The sequence below is a fragment of the Streptomyces sp. NPDC058375 genome (genome assembly GCF_042723425.1).
GTDB lineage: Bacteria > Actinomycetota > Actinomycetes > Streptomycetales > Streptomycetaceae > Streptomyces > Streptomyces durocortorensis.
Map to the genome: position 1 here is coordinate 1 of NZ_JBHXJG010000072.1, position 21,388 is coordinate 21,388.

Sequence of the window (21,388 nt, forward strand, 5' to 3'; positions counted from 1 at the left end):
GGTCTGACCGGGTGCCCGGTCAGACCTCCCGGCCGTCCATCCCGATGTACCGGAAGCGGCCCCGCTCCACGCGGTAGATGAAGACCCCGGTCCCGGTGTACATCCCGTTGGCGGACTCGAAGGCGTAGCTCTTGGAGACGCCCTTGTACGAGGTCGTCCGCAGCGCGGGCAGCAGATCCTGGCGGGTCACCGTCTCCCGCTTCAGCCCCTCGGCGCAGGCGGCGATCAGCCCCACCGCGTCGTACGCCTCGGCCGCGAACAGCGGCGGCGCGTGGTCGAAGCGCTTGCGGTAGGCGGCCGCGAACGGATGCACCGAGGGTACGGAGGCGGGGTCGGCGGCCGTCGAGACGACCAGCCAGCCCGCCGCGTCCTCCCCCGCCTCCGCCAGGAACCGCGGGTCGTGCACGGCCTGGGTGCCGATCTTCGGCCCCAGGAACCCCGCCCTGGTCAGCGACTTCGCGAACCGTCCGGCGTCCCGCCGGCCGCCCCCGTACACCACCGCCCCGGGCTGCTTCGCGACGATCCGCTCGGCCTCCGCGTCCAGGTCCCGTGTGCCCTCGCGTACGGTCTCCGCGAACACCGTGCGGCCGTTGCCGCGCAGCCCCGCGTCGAGGAATCGGGTCGTCTGCCGGCCGTACTCGGTGCCGTCGTCGACCAGCGCCACCTGGTCGATCTCGTACGCCCCGAGGAACTCCGCCACCGGCAGCATCTGCATGTCGTTGCGCGGCCGGGCGCACAGGAAGATCCGGTTCAGATGGCGGATGTCCCCGTCGACCACGCTGAGCAGCGGCAGCGCCGCCTCGTCGTACGCCACCAGCGCCTCCCGGGCCGCGTCCGTGCCGGTCGCGCCGATCGCGGCCACCAGGAGCGGGTCCTCGGCGAACCGGCGCACCGCCGCCTTCGCCCGCTCCTCGTCGCCCCCGTCGTCGACCGTGGTCAGCCGCAGTGTGAACGGCGCGTCGCCCCGCGCGTTGTGCTCCGCCACCGCGAGCCGCGCCGCCCGGTCCTGGCCCTTGCCGACGGCCGCAGAGGGGCCGCTCAGATCGGCCTGGAGCCCGATGTGCAGCTCCGGGCGGGCTGTCTTCCCGTCGTCCTCGCCCTCGCCGTCCGGGTCCTTGTCGTCGCCGGAGGCGGCCAGCCATGCGGCGGTGCCGCCCGTCGCCGCGAGCGCCGCGCCCCCGGTGACGTACGCGAGGAAGCGGCGACGGCCGACGGGGGCCGGGACTGCGGTCGTGTCCCGCCCGCCGGTCCCGGTTCCTGTTCCCGTGTCCGGGGCGTCGTCCGCGCGGGCGTCCAGGCTCGTCGCGTCGATGTCGGGCAGAGCGAGCATCCGCGCCGAGCGCTCGGCGATCAGATGGGTGACCGGGCCGGGCAGCCAGCTGCCCCCCGACAGGTCCTCCGCGAACGCCTGCCGGATGTCCGCCGCCGCCGGACGGTCCTCGGGCTCCTTGGCCAGGCACGCCTCGATCACCGGGAGCAGCCCGGGCGGCAGCGCGCTCAGGTCCGCCGTGTCGTGCACGGTGCGGAACAGCATCGCCTCCACCGGGCCGGTGCCGAACGGCCGCCCGCCGGTCGCCGCGTACACCAGGACGCAGCCCAGCGAGAACACGTCGCTCGCCGGCCCGAGCCGCCGCCCCTGCGCCTGCTCGGGCGAGAGGAAGCCGGGGGAGCCGACGATCACGTCCGTCGCCGTGAGGACGGTGTCGTCCAGGGCCCGTGCGATCCCGAAGTCGATCAGCCGGGGTCCGTCCAGACCCAGCAGCACGTTGCCAGGCTTCACGTCCCGGTGTACGAGCCCCGCCGTGTGGACGGCCTCCAGCGCCTCCGCGAGCATCGAGCCCAGCGCCCGCACCCCGCGCTCCGGCAGCGGCCCTCCGCCGCCGACCGCCTCGCTCAGGGCGGGCCCCGGCACGAACTCGGTCGCCAGCCACGGGGCCGGCGCCTCGGTGTCGGCGGCGACCACCGGCACCGCCCAGCGGTTGCGGACCTGCCGGGCGATCGCCACCTCCCGCCGGAAGCGGGCCCGGAAGCCGGGGTCGTCGGCGTACTCCGCGCGGATCAGCTTGATCGCCACCAGCGCGCCGCCGGGCGACCGGCCCAGCAGTACCACGCCCATGCCCCCGGCGCCGAGGCGGCCGAGGACGCGGTACCCGGCGATCCGTGCCGGGTCGGTGGAACGGAGCGGTTCCATCAGGGGTCAGTGCCTTTCGTCCGGGCCCGCGGTCACGTGATTTCCAGGCCCGCGGTCACTTCAGTTCCAGCTCGACGCGGTAGAGCACCTTGGCGCCGCCCTAGGCGGCGATCCGCAGCAGATCGGTGTTCGTGTAGCCCTTCGCGCCCTTGACCGACACAGCGGTCGTCACCGGGCCGATCCGGGACTTGGACCAGACGTAGTCCTGGACCCCGCCCGACTCCGGCCCGGTGTACTTCCCCGCCTCGAACAGCGAGGCGTCCGCATTGCGCACGTCCTTCTGGTCGAACTGGAGGGACATCAGACCGCTGAGGCGCTGCCCGCCGCCCAGCTCCTGGTTCGGGCACCGGAAGCTCTCCTGGACGGTGTCCTTGATCTCCTTGTCGGCCCCCGCCTCGGTCCGGTGCACGGTCACGGTCACCGCGCCCTGGATCCGCCCCTTGCCGCTCTGCGCCGGGATGTCGAGCCGCCGCGTGAAGCTGTCCAGGATGCCCGAGGGCAGCGCGGAGCGGGTCCAGACGCAGGAGTCCGGCAGCACGGGCCAGCTGCCGCCGCTCTCGTACGGGGTGTGGCGGACCATCCCCGCCGTCCAGTCGTTCTCCCCGAGCGCGGCGTCACGGGTCAGCTTCCGCGCCTGGGCCGCGTTCTTCGGGACGCGGTCCGGGTCCGGCGTGAAGTCGTAGGCGCTGGGCAGCGCCCCCGGCAGCGTGGACTGCTTCGGGTCCGGCTTCCCCGAGGCCCCCGTCTTCTCGCCGCCGGTCGCCGGGCCGCCCTGCTGCGCCGATCCGCTCGGCTTCGGTTCGGGCCTGTCCTTGTTCTTCGACTCCGACCCGCCGCATCCGGCCAGCAGCACCCCCGCCGCCACGGCCGCCACCACGCGTGTCCCCACCAGCATCGGATTCATCCCGGACCCCCCTGATCCCGCGGACCGCGCCGTGGCCGAAATGGCTCGGGTATCGGTCGCGAGGCGATTCTAGAAGCCGGGTACGGCACGGGACGGGAACCCGGTACTCACCTCGCTGCCGAAACTTCTCAGCCACCGGCAGGACTTCGCCTCTGGCGGCGGGAAGTGCGCGGTGGTAGGCGGCGGGGAGGGGTGTCTGCCGAGGAACGCACGATGGCCCGGATGCCGGGGAGCATCCGGGCCATCGCCCTGGTTCACGCACGTACCGCTACGGCAGCTGCGCAGCCCGCGCCTCGCGCCGGTTGTCACGGAACGTGTTCACGCGCCGCGCCGTGGCGAACAGCGGGATCACCGCGCCGAGCACCACCTGGAGCGCGCAGCCCGTCTGGAGCAGCAGCTGACCGCCGGGCGCGTCGAACGCCCACGCGGCGAGCAGCCCCATCGCGGCCACGATCCAGCCGAGCATCGCCACCGCGAGGACGCCCCGCGGCTTGGGGTACTCCACCCGGCTCACCATCAGCCATGCCACGCCGACGATCGCGAGCAGGGTCGGCACGAAGGGCAGCTCCAGGAGCACGATCGAGACGACCGTCAGCGCTCCGAAGGGGCTCGGCATGCCCTGGAACATGCCGTCCTTCAGTGTCACGCAGGAGAATCTGGCCAGCCTGAGGACCACCGCCAGCAACACCACGATCGCCGCCAGCGCCGACACCCGCTGATGGGCGTCGTCGGCGACCATGCCGTACACGAGCACGAAGTAGGCCGGTGCGAGCCCGAAGCTGATCAGGTCCGAGAGGTTGTCCAGCTCGGCGCCCATCGGCGAGGAACGCAGCTTGCGCGCCACGAGTCCGTCGAACAGGTCGAAGATCGCGGCCATCAGCATGAGGATCACGGCGGTGGCGGCCGAGTGCCGGGCCATGCCCGTCTCGTCGCTGCCCGTGAGGTGCGGGATCAGAATGCCCGTGGTGGTGAAGTACACCGCCATGAACCCGCACGTCGCGTTACCGAGCGTGAGCGTGTCCGCTATCGACAGCCGCATCGACAGCGGCATGTCCTCCGTGCCGTCGACGTCGTTCTCGTCGTCGGCCTCCGGCACCCAGCCGGCCTTGGTATCAGGATCAATCACGGTCAATTCGAGTCACCCCCGCGGTGGTGGCCTGACCGACCTCGACCGCGACATCGATCCCCTCCGGGAGGTAGATGTCCACGCGTGAGCCGAAGCGGATCAGGCCGATGCGCTCGCCCTGCTCCACCTTCGTGCCCTCGGGGAGGTACGGCACGATCCGACGGGCGACCGCTCCCGCGATCTGCACCATCTCGATGTCGCCGAGCTCGGTGTCGAAGTGCCAGACAACGCGCTCGTTGTTCTCGCTCTCCTTGTTGAACGCCGGAACGAACCCGCCGGGGATGTGCTCGACCGACGTCACGGTGCCCGCCAGCGGCGCGCGGTTGACGTGGACGTTGAGCGGGCTCATGAAGATCGCGACGCGGGTGCGCCCGTCCTTCCACGGCATGATGCTCTGCACCACGCCGTCGGCCGGGGAGATGACCCGGCCGTCGGTGATCTCGCGCTCGGGGTCACGGAAGAACCACAGCATGCCCGCCGCGAGCGCGGTGGTGGGCACGGCCGCTGCTGCCCAGCGCCCCGACTTGCGGGCGCGGGCCAGGCTGAGGGCTGCGGTGGCGACGGTCGGCAGGAGCCACGGCGATGCTCCGCGGGCGATGCGGACCCCGCCGCGGGATGCGGTGGAAGTGCTGTCGGGCATGAATGACCTTCGTAGCGGATGATGCCGCGCTGGCAACGGGGGACGGCGGCTTTCCGAAGATGCTATCGGTTGCCGGGCGCAACTGGGCAAGCCAGCAGCCGAGTCGGACTGTCGAACGCCGCCCGTCGAGGGTGACCCGGTGTGACGTTCTTCGCCACCAAATCACCCTGAAACGGACAATCAGCCCTGGAATCGGTACTCCTCCAGGAGTCGCCGGCCAATGATCATTTTCTGGATCTCGGCGGTACCTTCACCGATCAGCAGCATCGGCGCCTCGCGGTAGAGGCGCTCGATCTCGTACTCCTTGGAGAAGCCGTAGCCGCCGTGGATACGGAAGGCGTCCTCGACGACTTCCTTGCAGTACTCGGAGGCGAGGTACTTCGCCATCCCTGCCTCCAGGTCGTTACGCTCCCCGGAGTCCTTTTTGCGTGCTGCATTGACCATCATCGCATGGGCGGCTTCGACCTTGGTGGCCATTTCAGCCAGTTTGAACTGGATCGCCTGGTGCTGGGCGATCGGCTTGCCGAAGGTGTGGCGCTGCTGGGCGTACGAAACACCCAGTTCGAATGCACGCTGCGCGACTCCGCAGCCACGCGCGGCGACATTCACCCGCCCGACCTCGACGCCGTCCATCATTTGGTAAAACCCTCGGCCCGTCGTGCCGCCGAGGACGCGATTGGCCGGAACGCGCAGGTCGTCCATGATGAGCTCGGTCGTGTCGACGCCTTTGTAGCCCATCTTGTCGATCTTCCCGGGGATGGTCAGGCCGGGCCGGACCTCTCCGAAGCCGGGCTCCTTCTCGACGAGGAAGGTCGTCATCGACTTGTGCGGCGCGGTCCCCTCGGGGTGGCCTTCGTCACTTCGGCAGAGAACGGCCACCAGAGTCGACGTTCCGCCGTTCGTCAGCCACATCTTCTGGCCGTTGAGAACATACTCCTCGCCGTCCCGGACGCCCTTCGACGAGATCGCCGAGACATCGGAACCGAGCGCCGGCTCCGACATCGAGAACGCGCCCCGCACCTCGCCGAGCGCCATCCGCGGCAGGAACGTGTCCTTCTGCTCCTGGGTGCCGTGCTGCTTGAGCATGTAGGCCACGATGAAATGCGTGTTGATGATGCCCGACACGCTCATCCAGCCGCGCGCGATCTCCTCCACGCACAGCGCGTAGGTGAGCAGCGACTCACCCAGGCCCCCGTACTCCCCGGGGATCATCAGCCCGAACAGGCCGAGTTCCTTGAGCCCCTCGACGATTTCCGTGGGGTACTCGTCGCGGTGCTCCAGCTGGGTCGCGACCGGAATGATCTCCTTGTCGACGAAGTCCCGGACCGTGGAAAGGATTTCCCGCTGGATGTCGTTCAGACCGGCGGTCTGGGCGAGTCGCGTCATGGCTGCTTCTCCTGTGGCTTCACGCGGATGGCCTTAAAACTTCACTCGGTTACTTGGCGGGCGTCGGGCGGCCGGGCTGCTCGCCGCCGCGCTCCTTGATGTACGTCTCGGTGGGAACCATCACCTTGCGCCGGAAGACGCAGACGACCGTGCCGTCCTGCTTGTAGCCCTTGGTCTCCACGTACACGATGCCGCGGTCGTTCTTGGACTTCGACGGGGTCTTGTCCAGCACGGTCGTCTCGCCGTAGATCGTGTCGCCGTGAAAGGTCGGCGCGATGTGCTTGAGCGATTCGACCTCCAGATTGGCGATGGCCTTTCCGGAGACGTCCGGCACCGACATGCCGAGCAGCAGCGAGTAGATGTAGTTGCCGACGACGACGTTCTTTCCGAAGTCGGTCGTCTTCTCCGCGTAGTTGCTGTCCATGTGCAGCGGGTGGTGATTCATGGTCAGCAGACAGAAGAGGTGGTCGTCGTACTCCGTGACCGTCTTTCCGGGCCAGTGCTTGTAGACAGCACCGACCTCGAACTCCTCATACGTGCGTCCGAACTGCATGATCAGGCCTCCGGGGCTTCGAACTTCGACGTGCGCTGCATTCCGGCGGCCCGGCCCTTGCCCGCGATGACCAGGGCCATCTTGCGGCTGGCCTCGTCGATCATCTCGTCGCCGAGCATCGCGGAGCCCTTCTTGCCGCCCTCCTCGGAGGTGGACCAGTCATAGGCGTCGAGGATCAGCTCGGCGTGGTCGTAGTCCTCCTGCGAGGGCGAGAACACCTCGTTGGCCGCGTCGACCTGACCGGGGTGCAGCACCCACTTGCCGTCGAAGCCGAGGGCGGCGGCACGGCCGGCCACCTCGCGGTAGGCGTCCACGTCACGGATCTGGAGGAACGGGCCGTCGATCGCCTGGAGATCGTGCGTGCGGGCCGCCATCAGGATGCGCATCAGGATGTAGTGGTAGGCGTCCGCCGGGTAGCCGGGCGGCTGCTGGCCGACGACCAGGGTCTTCATGTTGATCGAGGCCATGAAGTCGGCCGGGCCGAAGATCAGCGTCTCCAGGCGCGGCGAGGCGGCGGCGATGTCATCGATGTTCACCAGACCCTTGGCGTTCTCGATCTGCGCCTCGATGCCGATCTTCCCGACCTCGAAGCCCATCGTCTTCTCGATCTGGGTCAGCAGCAGGTCCAGCGCCACGACCTGCTGGGCGTCCTGGACCTTCGGCAGCATGATGCAGTCGAGGTTGGGCCCCGCGCCCTCGACGACCGTGATGACGTCCCGGTACGTCCAGTGCGTCGTCCAGTCGTTGACCCGCACGACCCGGGTCTTGCCGCTCCAGTCACCGTTGTTCAGCGCGTCCACGATGTGGTGGCGGGCGCCCTCCTTGGCGAGCGGCGCGCAGGCGTCCTCCAGGTCCAGGAAGACCTGGTCGGCCGGGAGGCCCTGGGCCTTCTCCAGGAAGCGCGGGTTGGAGCCCGGCACGGCCAGGCACGAACGGCGCGGGCGCAGCCGGTTCACCGAGGAGCGCGCGGCCAAGCCGCTCTCTGCCGGGGCGGTGGCGGGCGACGGGTGGGCGGGCGTGGTCATGCGGGGACCTCCAGAGGGTCGAGCTTGTTCGCTTTCCGGATCTCGTCGACGATACGGCCGATGATCTCCGTGATGCCGAAGTCCTTCGGGGTGAAGACGGCGGCCACTCCGGCTTCGATGAGTGCGGTGGCGTCGGCCGGCGGGATGATGCCGCCCGCGATCACCGGGATGTCCGGCGCCCCGGCCTCGCGCAGCCGGTGCAGCACGTCGGGGACCAGCTCCGCGTGCGAGCCGGAGAGGATGGACAGGCCCACGCAGTGCACGTCCTCGGCCAGCGCCGCGTCGGTGATCTGCTCGGGCGTCAGCCGGATTCCCTGGTAGACCACCTCGAACCCGGCGTCACGGGCCCGTACGGCGATCTGCTCGGCCCCGTTGGAGTGCCCGTCCAGACCGGGCTTGCCGACCAGCAGGCGCAGCCGCCCCACCCCCAGGTCGGCGGCGGTACGGGTGACCTTCTCGCGGACCAGGGCCAGCGTGCTGCCCGGTTCGGCGGTGACCGCGACCGGGGCCGATGAGACCCCGGTGGGCGCGCGGAACTCGCCGAAGACGTCCCGCAGCGCCCAGGACCACTCGCCGGTGGTGACGCCCGCGCGGGCGCACTCGACGGTGGCCTCCATCATGTTCTCGGTGCCCGCCGCGGCCTTCTTCAGCGCGGCCAGCGCCTCGGAGGCCCGTGCCTCGTCGCGGTTGTCCCGCCACTCGTGCAGGGCCGCGACCACCCGGGCCTCGTTCTCGGGGTCGACGGTCATGATCGCGCCGTCGAGGTCGGAGGTGAGCGGGTTGGGCTCGGTGGACTCGTAGATGTTGACGCCGACGATCTTCTCCTCGCCGCCCTCGATCCGGGCCCGCCGGGCCGCGTGCGAGGAGACCAGCTCGGACTTGAGATAGCCGGACTCGACGGCCGCCATCGCGCCGCCCATCTGCTGGATCCGGTCGATCTCCGCGAGCGACTCCTCGACCAGGGCGTCCACCTTGGCCTCGATGACGTGCGAACCCGCGAAGATGTCCTCGTACTCCAGCAGATCGCTCTCGTGCGCCAGCACCTGCTGGATCCGCAGTGACCACTGCTGGTCCCAGGGCCGGGGCAGCCCCAGCGCCTCGTTCCAGGCCGGCAGCTGCACGGCGCGGGCGCGGGCGTCCTTGGAGAGGGTGACGGCCAGCATCTCCAGGACGATGCGCTGGACGTTGTTCTCCGGCTGGGCCTCGGTCAGGCCGAGGGAGTTGACCTGGACGCCGTAGCGGAAGCGGCGCTGCTTGGCGTTGGTGATGCCGTACCGCTCACGGGTGACGCGGTCCCAGATACGGCCGAAGGCGCGCATCTTGCACATCTCCTCGATGAAGCGGACGCCCGCGTTCACGAAGAACGAGATGCGGGCGACCACGTCACCGAACTTCTCCTCGGGCACCTGGCCCGAGTCGCGGACCGCGTCGAGCACCGCGATGGCGGTCGACATGGCGTACGCGATCTCCTGGACCGGGGTGGCCCCCGCCTCCTGGAGGTGGTAGCTGCAGATGTTGATCGGGTTCCACTTGGGGATGCGGTTGACCGTGTACGTGATCATGTCCGTGGTCAGCCGCAGCGAGGGCACCGGCGGGAAGACGTGCGTCCCGCGCGAGAGGTACTCCTTCACGATGTCGTTCTGCGTCGTCCCCTGGAGCTTGGTGGGGTCGGCCCCCTGCTCCTCCGCGACCACCTGGTAGAGCGCCAGCAGCCACATGGCGGTCGCGTTGATCGTCATCGAGGTGTTCATCTGCTCCAGGGGGATGTCCTGGAACAGCCGCCGCATGTCACCGAGGTGCGAGACGGGAACACCGACACGGCCCACCTCGCCGCGGGCGAGGATGTGGTCCGGGTCGTATCCGGTCTGCGTCGGCAGATCGAAGGCGACCGAGAGACCCGTCTGGCCCTTGGCGAGGTTGCGGCGGTACAGCTCGTTGGACGCCTCGGCGGTCGAGTGACCGGCGTACGTCCGCATGAGCCAGGGCCGGTCCTTCTGACGTTCGTTCATCGGAGAACCTCAGACGTTGCGGAAGCGGTTGATGGCGTCGATGTGCTGCTCACGCATTTCCTGGTCGCGGACGCCCAGTCCCTCGCGGGGGGCCAGGGCGAGGACGCCGACCTTGCCCTGGTGCAGGTTGCGGTGGACGTCGTACGCCGCCTGGCCGGTGTCCTCCAGGGAGTACGTCCTGGAGAGCGTCGGGTGGATCTTGCCCTTGGCGATGAGGCGGTTGGCCTCCCACGCCTCGCGGTAGTTGGCGAAGTGGGAGCCGATGATGCGCTTGAGGGACATCCACAGGTAGCGGTTGTCGTACTCGTGCATGTAGCCCGAGGTGGAGGCGCAGGTGGTGATCGTGCCGCCCTTGCGGGTGACGTAGACCGAGGCGCCGAAGGTCTCGCGGCCCGGGTGCTCGAAGACGATGTCGATGTCCTCGCCGCCGGTGAACTCGCGGATGCGCTTGCCGAAGCGCTTCCACTCCCTCGGGTCCTGGGTGCGCTCGTCCTTCCAGAACTTGTAGCCCTCGGCGTTGCGGTCGATGACCGCCTCCGCGCCCATCCTCCGGCAGATGTCCGCCTTCTCCGGGCTGGAGACGACACAAATCGGGTTGGCGCCGCCGGCCAGCGCGAACTGGGTGGCGTAGGAGCCGAGTCCGCCGCTGGCGCCCCAGATCAGCACGTTGTCGCCCTGCTTCATGCCGGCGCCGTTGCGCGAGACGAGCTGGCGGTACGCGGTCGAGTTGACCAGGCCCGGAGCCGCGGCCTCCTCCCAGCTGAGGTGCTTCGGCTTGGGCATCAGCTGGTTGGACTTGACCAGCGCGATCTCCGCCAGGCCGCCGAAGTTGGTCTCGAAGCCCCAGATGCGCTGCTCGGGGTCGAGCATCGTGTCGTTGTGGCCGTCGCTCGACTCCAGCTCGACGCTCAGGCAGTGCGCGACGACCTCGTCGCCCGGGTTCCAGGCGTTCACGCCGGGGCCGGTGCGCAGGACGACGCCAGCGAGGTCCGAGCCGATGACGTGGTACGGCAGGTCGTGGCGCTTGGTCAGCTCGCTGAGCTTCCCGTACCGCTCCAGGAAGCTGAACGTCGACACCGGCTCGAAGATCGAGGTCCAGACGGAGTTGTAGTTCACCGAACTGGCCATCACAGCCACGAGGGCCTCGCCGGGGCCGAGTTCGGGGACCGGGACGTCGTCGAGGTGGATCGACTTGCGGGGGTCCTTGTCGCGGGATTCGAGCCCCGCGAACATCTCCGCCTCGTCCTTGTGCACGGTGATCGCGCGGTAGGACTCGGGGAGGGACAGGGCCGCGAAGTCCGCGGCGGTGCTGTCCTGCGACTGAATCGCGTCCAGGATTTCCTTCACGGTGTTGCCTCCGGTGATGCGGCGTCGAGGGAACGCTTGAGGGGCCCTGCTGGCAGGGGGTGCGGTGCGGTGTGGAGGTGTTGCCGTCGGTTCGGCAGGTGGAGCTCGGCTTTGCTCGGTGGAGCAGAAGGGTGCCTGTGACGCAGGCGTCCGGGCGCGCAGCACGGTGGTTGCGGGGACAGCCGGCGTACGTGTGAGGTCTCAGCACGCCGGCCGCCCGGACACCTTCAACGTATGGCACTCCGTGACACCTGACAAGGCACCCAGTGCCAACAATTTCTCTCACTTGTCATCTCGTGGGCACGCATGAGCAACACGATGGGCGTTACGAGACGTTCTGTCCTGCTGGCAGGCGGTTACCCGACGGGTCGGTACACATACGGCGTCGTCGTGCCGAGCGCCGTGAAGCCGAGCCGGGCCAGGATCGGGGCGGACATGTCGGTCGCGTCGACCTGGAGGAAGCGGTAGCCGCGCTCGGCGGCGATCCGGGCCCGGTGGGCGACCAGGGCCCGGTAGAGGCCTCTGCCCCGCCACCCGGCGACCGTGCCGCCGCCCCAGAGGCCTGCGAAGCCCGTCCCCGGGCACAGCTCCATACGGGCCGAACTGACCGGTTCCCCGTCCGCCAGGGCGACGAGCGCCACGAAATCCTCGGGGGCGGCTTCCAGCCGCTTCACGACCTGGTGCAGGAGCCGGCTCCCGTCCGTGCCGAACGCCCGCTCGTGGGCCAGCGCCATCAGCTCCGCCCCCGCCGCGTCCGTCACGGGGTGCAGCGTGACGCCCTCGGGCAGGGCGACCGGCCGGGTCAGCGGCGCGACAGGGGCCACCAGCAGGGTTTCCGGCGGATCCGGTACGAATCCGGCCGCCCGCAGCCGGTCGCCCAGATCGGCCGGCCGGTCATGGGAGTAGAGCTTCCACTCGAAGTCCGGGAGGCCGCGCGCGGTGTAGTGCGCGATCTGGGCCTCGATCGCCGCGTCGGCCCCGGTGGCGTCCAGTCCCGGGTCCGACCAGACGACCCCGTTCCAGTCGTCCGGGCCGCCGGTCCGGCGTACGACGGGCCCGGCGCGCTCGACGCGTACGCCGGGCCCGTCCGGGCGGCAGTGCTCCCGCATCTCGCGGTCGAACAGGTCACGTGTCTCTGTGGGCAGCATTCGCGCACCTCAGCACAGCGGTGAACGGTAAACCAACGGATTTCGGCCGCCCGCCGCTCCGAACGGCCCGGCACGGACGCGTCGAAACCGCAGCTCGGGGCAGGCGTGTGGAACCAAGTGATCTTGAAGTGGTCAGAGAGAGCAGGGGTGGGGCACCGATGGCGATACCGATCCGCAGACGGAGCAGCCGGGAGCGGCGCGGTCGCTTCGACCTCCGGCGTACCACCTTCGGGTTCGCCTTGATCGCCGTGATCCTCGCGGGCGGCGGGATGGCCCTGCGGGCCGCCTGGCGCAGCGCCGGACGCCATCCGCTCGCCGCCGTGCTCCTGGTCGCGCTGGTCCTCGCCGCGACCGTCCTGGTGCTGCGCCGCCGCCGACGGGCCCGCCGGGTCGCGGAGGCCGTCACGGACGCCGCGTACGGGATCGTCGACGCGGGGATCGCCGAGCTGGACGCCGCCGGGGCAGCCCGTGCACAGACCATGCCCGAACCGCCTGGGGCCGCCGAACCGGTGGATCACGCGGAGCTGGACCCGTACGCCTTCGAGGAGGCCGTCGCCGAACTCTGCCGCCGTGACGGCTGCTCGGACGCCGAGGTGGTGGGCGGCGCGGGCGACCTGGGCGCCGACGTGCTGGGCACCACGCCGGACGGCCGCCGCCTGGTCGTCCAGTGCAAGCGCTACGGGCCGGACAACCGGGTCGGCTCCCAGGATCTTCAGCGCTTCGGCGGCACCTGCTATGCGGTGCACGAGGCGGATGTCGCGCTCGTCGTCTCCACCGGCGGCTTCACCGAACCCGCGCTCGACTACGCCGAGCAGTGCGCCATCCTCTGCTACGGCCCCGAGGAGCTGGCTGCTTGGAGCGAGGGCGGCGCACCGCCGCCCTGGGAGGCGGCGGCGGTCCCCGCCGAGCAGGACGCGTGGGTCAGCGGTCCTTGAGGGCCTGCTGGATCGTCCGCATGACCTCGTCCAGCGGGGCGTCGGTGCGCGCCACGGCGACGAGCACCTCGCCGTCCGCGGCCACCGATGCGGCCGGGGCCCGGTCGGGCTCGGCCCCCGCGGTCCGGCCGGCCCCGATGCCCGTGCCGAAGGTGTCGCGCACGATGGCGAAGGCCCGGTCGAGCTGGGCCTCCACATCGCCCTGGCCGCCCGCCCGCAGCCAGCGGCGCAGCACATGGTTGTGCGCGGTGACCACGGCGGACGCGGCGACCTCCGCGAGCAGCGGGTCGTCGTTGCCCACATGGTGGTCGCGCTCGTCGAAGTGGCCCAGGAGATAGCGGGTGAACAGCCGCTCGTAGCGGGCCACCGACGCGATCTCGGCCTCCCGGAGGGTCGGCACCTCGCGGGTGAGCTTGTAACGGGCCACGGAGACGGCGGGCTTGGCCGCGTACATCTTCATGACTTCCTTGATGCCGCGGCAGACGGTGTCGAGCGGGTGCTCGTGCGCGGGGGCGGCGTTCAGGACGGCCTCGGCCCTGACGAGGGTGTCGTCGTGGTCCGGGAAGATGGCCTCTTCCTTGGAGCGGAAGTGGCGGAAGAACGTCCGCCGGGCGACGCCCGCGGCGCCCGCGATCTCGTCGACGGTCGTCGCCTCGTAGCCCTTCGTGGCGAAGAGCTCCATCGCGGCGGCGGCCAGTTCGCGGCGCATCTTGAGCCGTTGGGCGGCGGCGCGGGTTCCCGCGGTGGTCTCCGGGGCGTCGGTCGCGGCGGTGGCACGGGGTGACTTGGCGGGCTGGGACATGGCATGAACGTAACGCATCGGTGCAGGAGAGCGCGCCTGCGGGGGCGGGCCGCCGGAGGGCCCCAGCAGCCCGCCCCACCCGGCTCCCGGGTCAGCGACGGGCATATTCGCGGAAGCCGCGCCCCGTCTTGCGGCCGAGGCAGCCCGCGGCGACCAGGTGCTCCAGCAGCGGCGCGGGCGCCAGGCCCGGGTCGCGGAACTCCTTGTGCAGCACCTTCTCGATGGCCAGCGAGACGTCCAGACCGACCACGTCGAGCAGTTCGAACGGGCCCATCGGGTAGCCGCCGCCCAGCTTCATCGCGGCGTCGATGTCGTCCAGCGTGGCGTAGTGCTGCTCGACCATCTTGATCGCGTTGTTGAGGTACGGGAACAGCAGCGCGTTCACGATGAACCCGGCCCGGTCCCCGCAGTCCACCGGGTGTTTGCGGATCTTCGCGCACACCGCGCGGACCGTGGCGTGCACGTCGTCGGCCGTCAGGACGGTACGGACCACCTCCACCAGCTTCATCGCGGGCGCCGGGTTGAAGAAGTGCATCCCGATGACGTCCTCGGGGCGCGCGGTCGCCCGGGCGATGGCGACGACCGGCAGCGAGGAGGTGGTGGTGGCGAGCACCGCACCCGGTCGGCAGACCTTGTCCAGCGCCGCGAACAGCTGCTGCTTGACCTCCAGATCCTCGGCGACCGCCTCGACGGCGAGGTCGACCTCCGCGAACGCGTCCAGCGAACCGGCCGCCGTGATCCGCGCCAGCGTCTCGTCCCGGGCCTCGGCGCTCAGCCGCCCCTTGGCCACCGAACGCTCCAGCGACTTCGCGATCCTGCCCTTGGCCACGTCGGCCTTCTCCTGGCTCCTGGCCGCCAGCACCACGCCGTAGCCGGCCTTCGCGAAGACCTCCGCAATGCCGGACGCCATCGTCCCGGAGCCCGCGACCCCGACGGACGCCACCTCTCGCCCGGACCCGGCCGTGCTCTCCGCCGCCGGGGTCAGCGCGTCGGGCACCACGCTCTGGCCGCCCGGGGCGTCGTACGTGTAGAAGCCGCGCCCGGCCTTGCGGCCGGTCAGGCCCGCGCTGCTGAGCTGCCCGAGGACCGGGGCCGGGGCGTGCAGCCGGTCGTGGGACTCGGCGTACATGGCCTCCAGGACCGTGCGCGCGGTGTCGATGCCGATCAGGTCCAGCAGGGCGAGCGGGCCCATCGGCAGTCCGCAGCCCAGCTTCATCGCGGCGTCGATGTCCTCACGGGAGGCGTAGTTCGCCTCGTACATCGCGGCGGCCTGGTTGAGGTAGCCGAAGAGCAGCCCGTCCGCGACGAACCCCGGCCGGTCGCCGACCGCGACGGGCTCCTTGCCCAGCTCCCGGGCGAGCGTGGTGACGGCCTCGACGGCAGGCGGCGCGGTCAGCACCGAGGAGACCACCTCGACCAGCTTCATCGCGGGCGCCGGGTTGAAGAAGTGCAGGCCGAGCACGCGCTCGGGGCGCTGCGACTCGGCGGCCAGCCGGGTCACCGACAGGGCGTTGGTGCCGGTGGCCAGGATCGCGGTGGGGGAGACGATCGCGTCGAGCTCCCGGAACACCTGCTGCTTGATCTCGTACGACTCGGGCACCACCTCGATGACCAGCTCGGCTTCGGCGGCGGCCCGGAGGCTGTCGCCGGTACGGAACCGGGCGAGCGCGGCGGCCCGCTCCTGCTCGGTGATCCGCCCGCGGCCCACGGCCCGTGCGGTGGACGCTTCGAGGGAGGCGACGGCCCCGAGGGCGGCCGCCTCGCTGATGTCGATGCCGATGACCTCGCGGCCCGCCAGGGCCAGGACCTCGGCGATGCCGGTGCCCATGGTGCCGAGGCCGACGACGGCGATGGTGGAGAGAGGGGTGTCCATCACGGGACTCCAGGGTGAGTGACGACTGTGGGAGCACGGCGCGCGCGGAGATGAGGGAGCGGCGCGGCGCGTGGCGTATGGGAGCTGCGTGTCGTGGAGCACGGGGCCGACGCGCCGCGAGCGAGCGCGCCCGGCCGTGAGGGTGACGGACTCTGTCCCGGAGTCCGTCGCACGTAAAGCCGAACCGACAAGCACTCCGATGGCTGCGTCACCAGGCCACCGGAGCCTGCGGGGAGTGTGCCCCGCTCAGATGAGATTAACCGGCGAGTAACGAGCGCGCCACCCCTGGTTTCGTGTGCCCTGGGCCACACGGTCTCCGTCGACCCGCCCCGCACGGAGTGTGTCCGTCGATACGCTGAGCGTCATGGATGACGTCATGGACGAGGAGTTCCGTTCACTCGTGGACCGGCTGGAGTCCGAGGCGGCCGGGTCACCGCGCTACGCCCTGCTCCTCGCCGCCGAGGACCCCGAGGAGCTGGCCCGCGTTCTCGTCGAGCCGCACCAGCCGCTGTGGGCGCGCGAGATGGCCGCCTTCCGGCTCGGCTGCGCGGGCGACCGGCGGGCCTTCGAGGCGCTGGTGCTCCTGCTCAACCACCGCGACCCCGAACGCTGCGTCTCCGCCGCCCACGCCTTGGCCCGCCTGGACGACCCCCGCACGCCCCGGGCCGCCGCCGCGCTCGCCACCAACACCCTGCGCACCGCCTACGCCCTGCACCCGGTGCGCCTGCTGACCGACCTGCGCGCCCCCGAGTCGGTCCCCGCCCTGGTCACCACCCTCCAACGCCTGCTGGCCCCGGGCGAACCCCACTGGCGCGTCGCCCTGGCCTGCGTCGAGGGCCTCGGTCGGCTGGCCGACGAACAGGCCCGCCCGGTCCTCACGGCGGCCCTCCCGCATCCCCGGCTCGGCGCGGCCGCCGCCGCGGCGCTCAGCCGGCTGCCGGGGGAGTGAGCGGGCGGACGTAGCGCACCTCGTTCACCAGGGCGCCGCCCGCCAGGAACGTGTCCTCGGCCCCGTCCGGCCGGAAGCCGGCCCGCTCGTAGAACCGGCGTGCCGGCGCGTTCTCCCGGAGCACCCACAGCGCCATGTCCGGGTGGCCCGCGGCGGTGGCCCGGGCCGTCAGCTCGGCCAGCAGGGCGCGGCCGGTCCCGGTCCCGATGTGCTCGGGCAGGACGTAGATCGCGTACAGCTCGCAGCCGGGGAGCCCGTGGTCCTCGGCGCGGTGCGGGCCGACGCAGGCCCAGCCGGTCACCGTGCCGTCGGGCCGTTCGGCGACCACGTTCACGGTCTCGCCGCGTTCCTCGAAGTACCTGCGCCGCAGCCCGGTCTCCTCGGCGATGTCCATCCGGTCCAGATACGGCTGCGGCAGCAGGCCCCGGTAGGCGTGCCGCCAGCCGCGCACCCGGGCCGCGGCGACCGCTTCGCAGTCCTCGATCCGCATGTCACGGACCGTGGTGCCGGGCGGGTGCGGGGGAGTGGTGGAGTGGCTCATGCCGGACCATCCTCGACCACTCCCTCGCGCCCCGCCCGTGATTTTCCGCACCGCGTCGACGGGCCGGCGAAAGGCGGCTCAGCGGCGGAAGCCCAGCAGGCCGTGCAGACGGCTGCCCTTGCTGTTGTCCACCGACTGGGCAGCGGCCTTCTCGGCGGGCAGCGGCTTCGGCTCCGGCAGGGCGGCGCAGACCGCGTCCGCCTCGCCCCGGCCGCGCGGGACCGTGCCGTCGGTCAGATAGGCCGTCAGATGCTGGTCCAGGCAGTCGTTGCCGCTCAGCGTGATGCCGTGGTTGCCGCCCCCCTCCTCCACGACGAGGCTGGAGCCCTTGAGCTTGCGGTGCATGCTGACCGCCCCGCCGTACGGGGTCGCCGCGTCGTCCGTGGCCTGGAGGATCAGCGCCGGGGGCAGCTGACGGTTGTTCACCGGCACGGGGTGCAGCGGGGCGACCGGCCAGTCCGCGCACGGTGCGTTGTACCAGGTGTTGTTCCAGGTCATGAACGGCGCCTTCTCGTGGATGCGCCGGCTGTCGTTGCGCCAGGTGCTCCAGTGCTCGGGCCAGCCGGCGTCGCGGCACTGGACGGCCGTGTAGACCGAGTAGCCGTTGTCGCCGCTCGCGTCGACCGCGCCGAAGTTCTCGTACACCTCGACCAGCGCCTCGGCGTCCCGGTCCTTCGCGTACGCGGCGAACGCCTCGGCGAGGTAGGGCCAGTAGCCGTTGTAGTACCCGCCCGGCAGGAAGGTGTCCTCCAGCTCGCTCGCACCGACCGTACCGCCCGCGGGCTTGCGCGCCACGTCCGCCCGCATCCGGTACCAGGCGGCCTCGACGCGGGCCGGGTCGGTGCCCAGGCCGTAGGCGGCGTCGTTCTTCGCGACCCAGGCGGCGAAGGCCTTGTGGCGGTCGTCGAAGGCGTAGTCCTGGCCGAGGTTGCCCTCGTACCAGACGTCGTCCGGGTCCACGACCGAGTCCAGCACCAGGCGGCGCACGCGCTCCGGGTACAGCTTGGCGTAGACCGCGCCGAGGTAGGTGCCGTAGGAGTAGCCGAAGTAGTTGAGCTGCCGGGAGCCCAGCGCACGGCGGATCACGTCGAGGTCCTTGGCCGCGCTGACCGTGTCCATGTACGGCAGCACGTCGCCGTGCTTCTCGCCGCAGGCCCGGGCGAAGGACTCGGCCCGGTCGCGGTTGATCCGCTCCGCCCGGTAGGACGTGGGCACCGAGTCCGGGCGCACCGGATCGAAGTGCCCGGGCAGGCAGTTCAGGGCCGGGGTGCTCTTGCCGACGCCGCGCGGGTCGAAGCCGATCACGTCGTACTGCGCGGCGACCTTCTTCGGCAGCGAGGACGCCACGAACCCGGCCATCGACAGGCCGCTGCCGCCCGGGCCCCCCGGGTTGACCAGTAGCGGGCCCTGGAAGGTCTTCGCGGTGTGCGGGACGCGGGACAGGGCGAGCGTGACCTGACGGCCCGACGGGCGGCGGTGGTCCAGCGGGGCGCGGACCTTCGCGCACTGGAGCGTCGGATAGCTGTCGGTCGGACAGTCGGTCCACTTCAGCTTCGGGGCGGGCGGCGCGCTCGCCGCGGTGGCGGCGGCCGGGCCGGGCGCGGCGGTCAGCAGACCGGCGACGGTCGCGCCGACGGCGACCAGAATTCCTGCACGTTTCGTCATGGGGCCTCCCGGAGTGGCGGGACGCGGCGCCGGATCACCGGTCCCCGCCGCATGCTCCCCGAATTCCCTTGCGGAAGGGCCCGTTCCGCGCGGAGTCGACCCGTACGGTCACGCCATCGGCCCCACGGGCCCCACCGGTGATCTTTAGGACCCGCAGGCCCCACCGGTGGCCTTCGGGCGGCTTTCAGAGCAGGGTCAGCTGGGTCGGGCCGGGCTCCGGTGCGGCGGCCGGGACCGGAGCCGGGGCGATCCGGCGGGCCTCGCCCCGGTGGGCCGGGCCGATCCCGAACTCGTCCGCCAGCTCGTGCACCTGACGCGTGATCCGGCGCTGGTACCAGGTGGGCGCGTACGCCCCGCCCGCGTACATCCGCTCGTAACGCTCCACCAGATGCGGATGGTGCTGCCCCAGCCAGTCCATGTACCACTCGCGCGCGCCGGGGCGCAGATGCAGCACCAGCGGGGTCACCGAGGCCGCTCCCGCGTCCGCGACGGCGGCGACCGTGGCGCGCAGCTGCTCCGGGCGGTCGCCCAGGAACGGGATGACCGGGGCCATCAGGACCGAGCAGCCGATCCCGGCGTCGGTGAGGGCGCGCACCACGTCCAGCCGGCGTTCGGGGGAGGGGGTGCCCGGCTCGACCGTCCGCCACAGCTCACGGTCGGTGAAGCCCACGGAGACCGAGACGCCGATCTCGGTGACCTCGGCGGCCTGCCGCAGCAGCTCCAGGTCCCGCAGGATCAGCGTGCCCTTGGTCAGGATCGAGAACGGGTTCGCGCGGTCGCGCAGGGCGCTGATGATGCCCGGCATGAGCCGGTACCGGCCCTCCGCCCGCTGGTAGCAGTCGACATTCGTGCCCATCGCGATGTGCTCGCCCCGCCAGTGCCGCGAGGCCAGCTCCCGCTGGAGCAGCTCGGCTGCGTTGACCTTGACGACGATCTGCGAGTCGAAGCCGATGCCGGTGTCCAGGTCCAGATAGCTGTGGGTCTTGCGGGCGAAGCAGTACACACAGGCGTGCGTGCAGCCCCGGTACGGGTTCACCGTCCACTCGAACGGCATCCGTGAGGCCCCGGGCACCCGGTTCAGGATCGAACGGGCCCGGATCTCGTGGAAGGTGATTCCTCGGAATTCAGGGGTGTCGAACGTGCGCGTGGTCACCGCGTCCGCGGCGAAGAGCGCGCTGTTCCCGGTCGTCGAGTTCTTCTCGACCAGATTGTCCCAGCGCATGGACGCCTCCTCGGTAGCACTGCTCGAAGAATAGAACATTTGTTCCCTTGATCGTGCGAGGCAGACCCGCGACTAGCGTGTGGCCCGTCAAGGAGCCGCTACCTGACCGGGAGGTCCCGACCATGGCCAGCAAGTTCACCGAGCTCGCGATCGACTGCGCCGACCCCGCCGGCCTGGCCCGTTTCTGGTGCGCGGTCCTCGGATACGAGGTGCAGGGCGTGGAGGAGGGGGAGGACGTCGTCACCATCGGCTCGCCCGCGGTGCCCGAGGGCAAGGACCGCCTCGGCCCGGTACCGCCGACGCTGACCTTCGCGCGCGTCCCCGAGGGCAAGACCGTCAAGAACCGGCTCCACATCGACGTCAACCCCACCGACCGGGAACAGGACGAGGAGGTCGAACGGCTGCTCGCGCTGGGCGCCCGGCGCGCCGACGTCGGACAGGGCGGGGCGAGCTGGACCGTCCTCACCGACCCGGAGGGGAACGAATTCTGCGTCCTCGCCGCCCGCTGCCCCTGATCCCCTCCCGGCGACCCCCTCCCGGCCCCGATTTTGAGCGGCTGTGCCCGAGGTGGTTGGCTCAGCTCACCCACCGAACACCCGAGTGCTGGAGGAACAGCCATGGCGCAGGTCGAGGCCACCACGGAGCGGATCATCGCGGCGGACGCAGAGGCGGTGTTCGACGCGCTGGCCGACTACAAGGACGTCCGCGGCAAGGTGCTGCCCGGGCACTTCAGCGAGTACGAGGTCCGCGAGGGCGGTGACGGCGAGGGCACCCTCGTCCACTGGAAGCTCCAGGCGACCAGCAAGCGCGTCCGCGACTGCCTGCTGGAGGTCAGCGAGCCGACCGACGGGCAGCTCGTCGAGAAGGACCGCAACTCCTCCATGGTCACCACCTGGACCGTCACCCCGGCCGGTGAGGGAAAGTCCAAGGCCGTCGTGGTCACGGTCTGGGACGGCGCGGGCGGCGTCGGCGGGTTCTTCGAGCGGACCTTCGCACCCAAGGGCCTCGCCCGCATCTACGACGAGCTGCTCCAGAACCTCGCCACCGAGGTCGAGAAGTAACTCCCTCAACC

The 21,388-nt window shown here is 71.0% G+C and carries 19 protein-coding genes; 4 read left to right on the plus strand and 15 right to left on the minus strand.

Translation table 11 applies throughout. The features are described 5' to 3' along the window. Nucleotides 1-19 precede the first annotated feature (19 nt). The 10 genes from ACFWM7_RS14660 to ACFWM7_RS14705 form a co-directional block, all read right to left on the minus strand. Nucleotides 20-2,191 carry a bifunctional serine/threonine-protein kinase/ABC transporter substrate-binding protein gene (locus ACFWM7_RS14660; RefSeq protein ID WP_383260152.1) on the minus strand — a complete coding sequence of 724 codons (2,172 nt, stop codon included), beginning with the start codon at nucleotides 2,189-2,191 and terminating at the stop codon, nucleotides 20-22. 100 nt (nucleotides 2,192-2,291) lie between these two features. Further along, on the minus strand, nucleotides 2,292-3,095 hold the full coding sequence (locus tag ACFWM7_RS14665; protein WP_383260154.1) for a hypothetical protein: 804 nt from the start codon (nucleotides 3,093-3,095) through the stop codon (nucleotides 2,292-2,294). Nucleotides 3,096-3,363: 268 nt separating this feature from the next. Further along, nucleotides 3,364-4,191, minus strand: a complete 828-nt coding sequence (gene pssA / locus ACFWM7_RS14670; protein WP_030722336.1) for a CDP-diacylglycerol--serine O-phosphatidyltransferase — start codon at nucleotides 4,189-4,191, stop codon at nucleotides 3,364-3,366. 22 nt (nucleotides 4,192-4,213) lie between these two features. Then, nucleotides 4,214-4,861, minus strand: coding sequence for a phosphatidylserine decarboxylase (locus tag ACFWM7_RS14675; RefSeq protein WP_089117240.1), 648 nt, complete (start codon nucleotides 4,859-4,861; stop codon nucleotides 4,214-4,216). A 180-nt stretch (nucleotides 4,862-5,041) separates the two neighbouring features. Beyond that, nucleotides 5,042-6,247 carry an acyl-CoA dehydrogenase family protein gene (locus ACFWM7_RS14680; protein ID WP_383260157.1) on the minus strand — a complete coding sequence of 402 codons (1,206 nt, stop codon included), beginning with the start codon at nucleotides 6,245-6,247 and terminating at the stop codon, nucleotides 5,042-5,044. A 49-nt stretch (nucleotides 6,248-6,296) separates the two neighbouring features. Further along, nucleotides 6,297-6,800 (minus strand): MaoC family dehydratase, encoded by a 504-nt coding sequence (locus tag ACFWM7_RS14685; protein WP_010072684.1) that lies wholly within the window; start codon nucleotides 6,798-6,800, stop codon nucleotides 6,297-6,299. Nucleotides 6,801-6,802: 2 nt separating this feature from the next. Next, entirely contained in the window at nucleotides 6,803-7,825 is a 1,023-nt protein-coding gene (locus ACFWM7_RS14690; protein ID WP_383260159.1) for an HpcH/HpaI aldolase/citrate lyase family protein, read from the minus strand. Continuing rightward, on the minus strand, nucleotides 7,822-9,834 hold the full coding sequence (locus tag ACFWM7_RS14695; protein WP_383260161.1) for a protein meaA: 2,013 nt from the start codon (nucleotides 9,832-9,834) through the stop codon (nucleotides 7,822-7,824). Before ACFWM7_RS14695 ends, ACFWM7_RS14690 begins: the two co-directional genes overlap by 4 nt. Before the next feature lie 9 nt (nucleotides 9,835-9,843). Further along, complete coding sequence (gene ccrA, locus ACFWM7_RS14700) at nucleotides 9,844-11,181, minus strand: crotonyl-CoA carboxylase/reductase (RefSeq protein WP_383260164.1); 1,338 nt, start codon at nucleotides 11,179-11,181, stop codon at nucleotides 9,844-9,846. Nucleotides 11,182-11,537: 356 nt separating this feature from the next. Next, complete coding sequence (locus tag ACFWM7_RS14705) at nucleotides 11,538-12,329, minus strand: GNAT family N-acetyltransferase (protein ID WP_383260166.1); 792 nt, start codon at nucleotides 12,327-12,329, stop codon at nucleotides 11,538-11,540. A gap of 158 nt (nucleotides 12,330-12,487) precedes the next feature. Between ACFWM7_RS14705 and ACFWM7_RS14710 the strand changes: the two genes are divergently transcribed. Then, nucleotides 12,488-13,264 (plus strand): restriction endonuclease, encoded by a 777-nt coding sequence (locus ACFWM7_RS14710; RefSeq protein ID WP_383260169.1) that lies wholly within the window; start codon nucleotides 12,488-12,490, stop codon nucleotides 13,262-13,264. Here ACFWM7_RS14710 and ACFWM7_RS14715 read toward each other — a convergent pair. Then, nucleotides 13,251-14,066: a TetR family transcriptional regulator gene (locus tag ACFWM7_RS14715; protein ID WP_383260171.1), complete on the minus strand. Its 816-nt coding sequence runs from the start codon at nucleotides 14,064-14,066 to the stop codon at nucleotides 13,251-13,253. The two genes, ACFWM7_RS14710 and ACFWM7_RS14715, sit on opposite strands and share 14 nt — an antisense overlap. 91 nt (nucleotides 14,067-14,157) lie before the next feature. Next, nucleotides 14,158-15,939 (minus strand): 3-hydroxyacyl-CoA dehydrogenase family protein, encoded by a 1,782-nt coding sequence (locus tag ACFWM7_RS14720; RefSeq protein WP_383260172.1) that lies wholly within the window; start codon nucleotides 15,937-15,939, stop codon nucleotides 14,158-14,160. A 364-nt stretch (nucleotides 15,940-16,303) separates the two neighbouring features. Here ACFWM7_RS14720 and ACFWM7_RS14725 point away from each other — a divergent pair, with 364 nt between their 5' ends. Then, nucleotides 16,304-16,888 (plus strand): adenylosuccinate lyase, encoded by a 585-nt coding sequence (locus ACFWM7_RS14725; protein ID WP_383260174.1) that lies wholly within the window; start codon nucleotides 16,304-16,306, stop codon nucleotides 16,886-16,888. Here the strand turns inward: ACFWM7_RS14725 and ACFWM7_RS14730 are convergent. From ACFWM7_RS14730 to ACFWM7_RS14740, 3 genes are all read right to left on the minus strand, one after another. Next, nucleotides 16,866-17,429 carry a GNAT family N-acetyltransferase gene (locus tag ACFWM7_RS14730; protein WP_383260176.1) on the minus strand — a complete coding sequence of 188 codons (564 nt, stop codon included), beginning with the start codon at nucleotides 17,427-17,429 and terminating at the stop codon, nucleotides 16,866-16,868. The genes ACFWM7_RS14725 and ACFWM7_RS14730 overlap by 23 nt on opposite strands. 78 nt (nucleotides 17,430-17,507) lie before the next feature. Further along, a complete protein-coding gene (locus tag ACFWM7_RS14735) occupies nucleotides 17,508-19,094 on the minus strand; it encodes an alpha/beta hydrolase (RefSeq protein ID WP_383260178.1) in 1,587 nt (528 codons plus the stop codon). Between the two features lie 184 nt (nucleotides 19,095-19,278). Then, nucleotides 19,279-20,316, minus strand: coding sequence for an Rv2578c family radical SAM protein (locus tag ACFWM7_RS14740; protein WP_383260179.1), 1,038 nt, complete (start codon nucleotides 20,314-20,316; stop codon nucleotides 19,279-19,281). 122 nt (nucleotides 20,317-20,438) lie between these two features. Here ACFWM7_RS14740 and ACFWM7_RS14745 point away from each other — a divergent pair, with 122 nt between their 5' ends. Beyond that, entirely contained in the window at nucleotides 20,439-20,831 is a 393-nt protein-coding gene (locus ACFWM7_RS14745; RefSeq protein WP_383260183.1) for a VOC family protein, read from the plus strand. Nucleotides 20,832-20,933: 102 nt separating this feature from the next. Next, nucleotides 20,934-21,377 (plus strand): SRPBCC family protein, encoded by a 444-nt coding sequence (locus ACFWM7_RS14750; protein ID WP_383260185.1) that lies wholly within the window; start codon nucleotides 20,934-20,936, stop codon nucleotides 21,375-21,377. Nucleotides 21,378-21,388 lie beyond the last annotated feature (11 nt).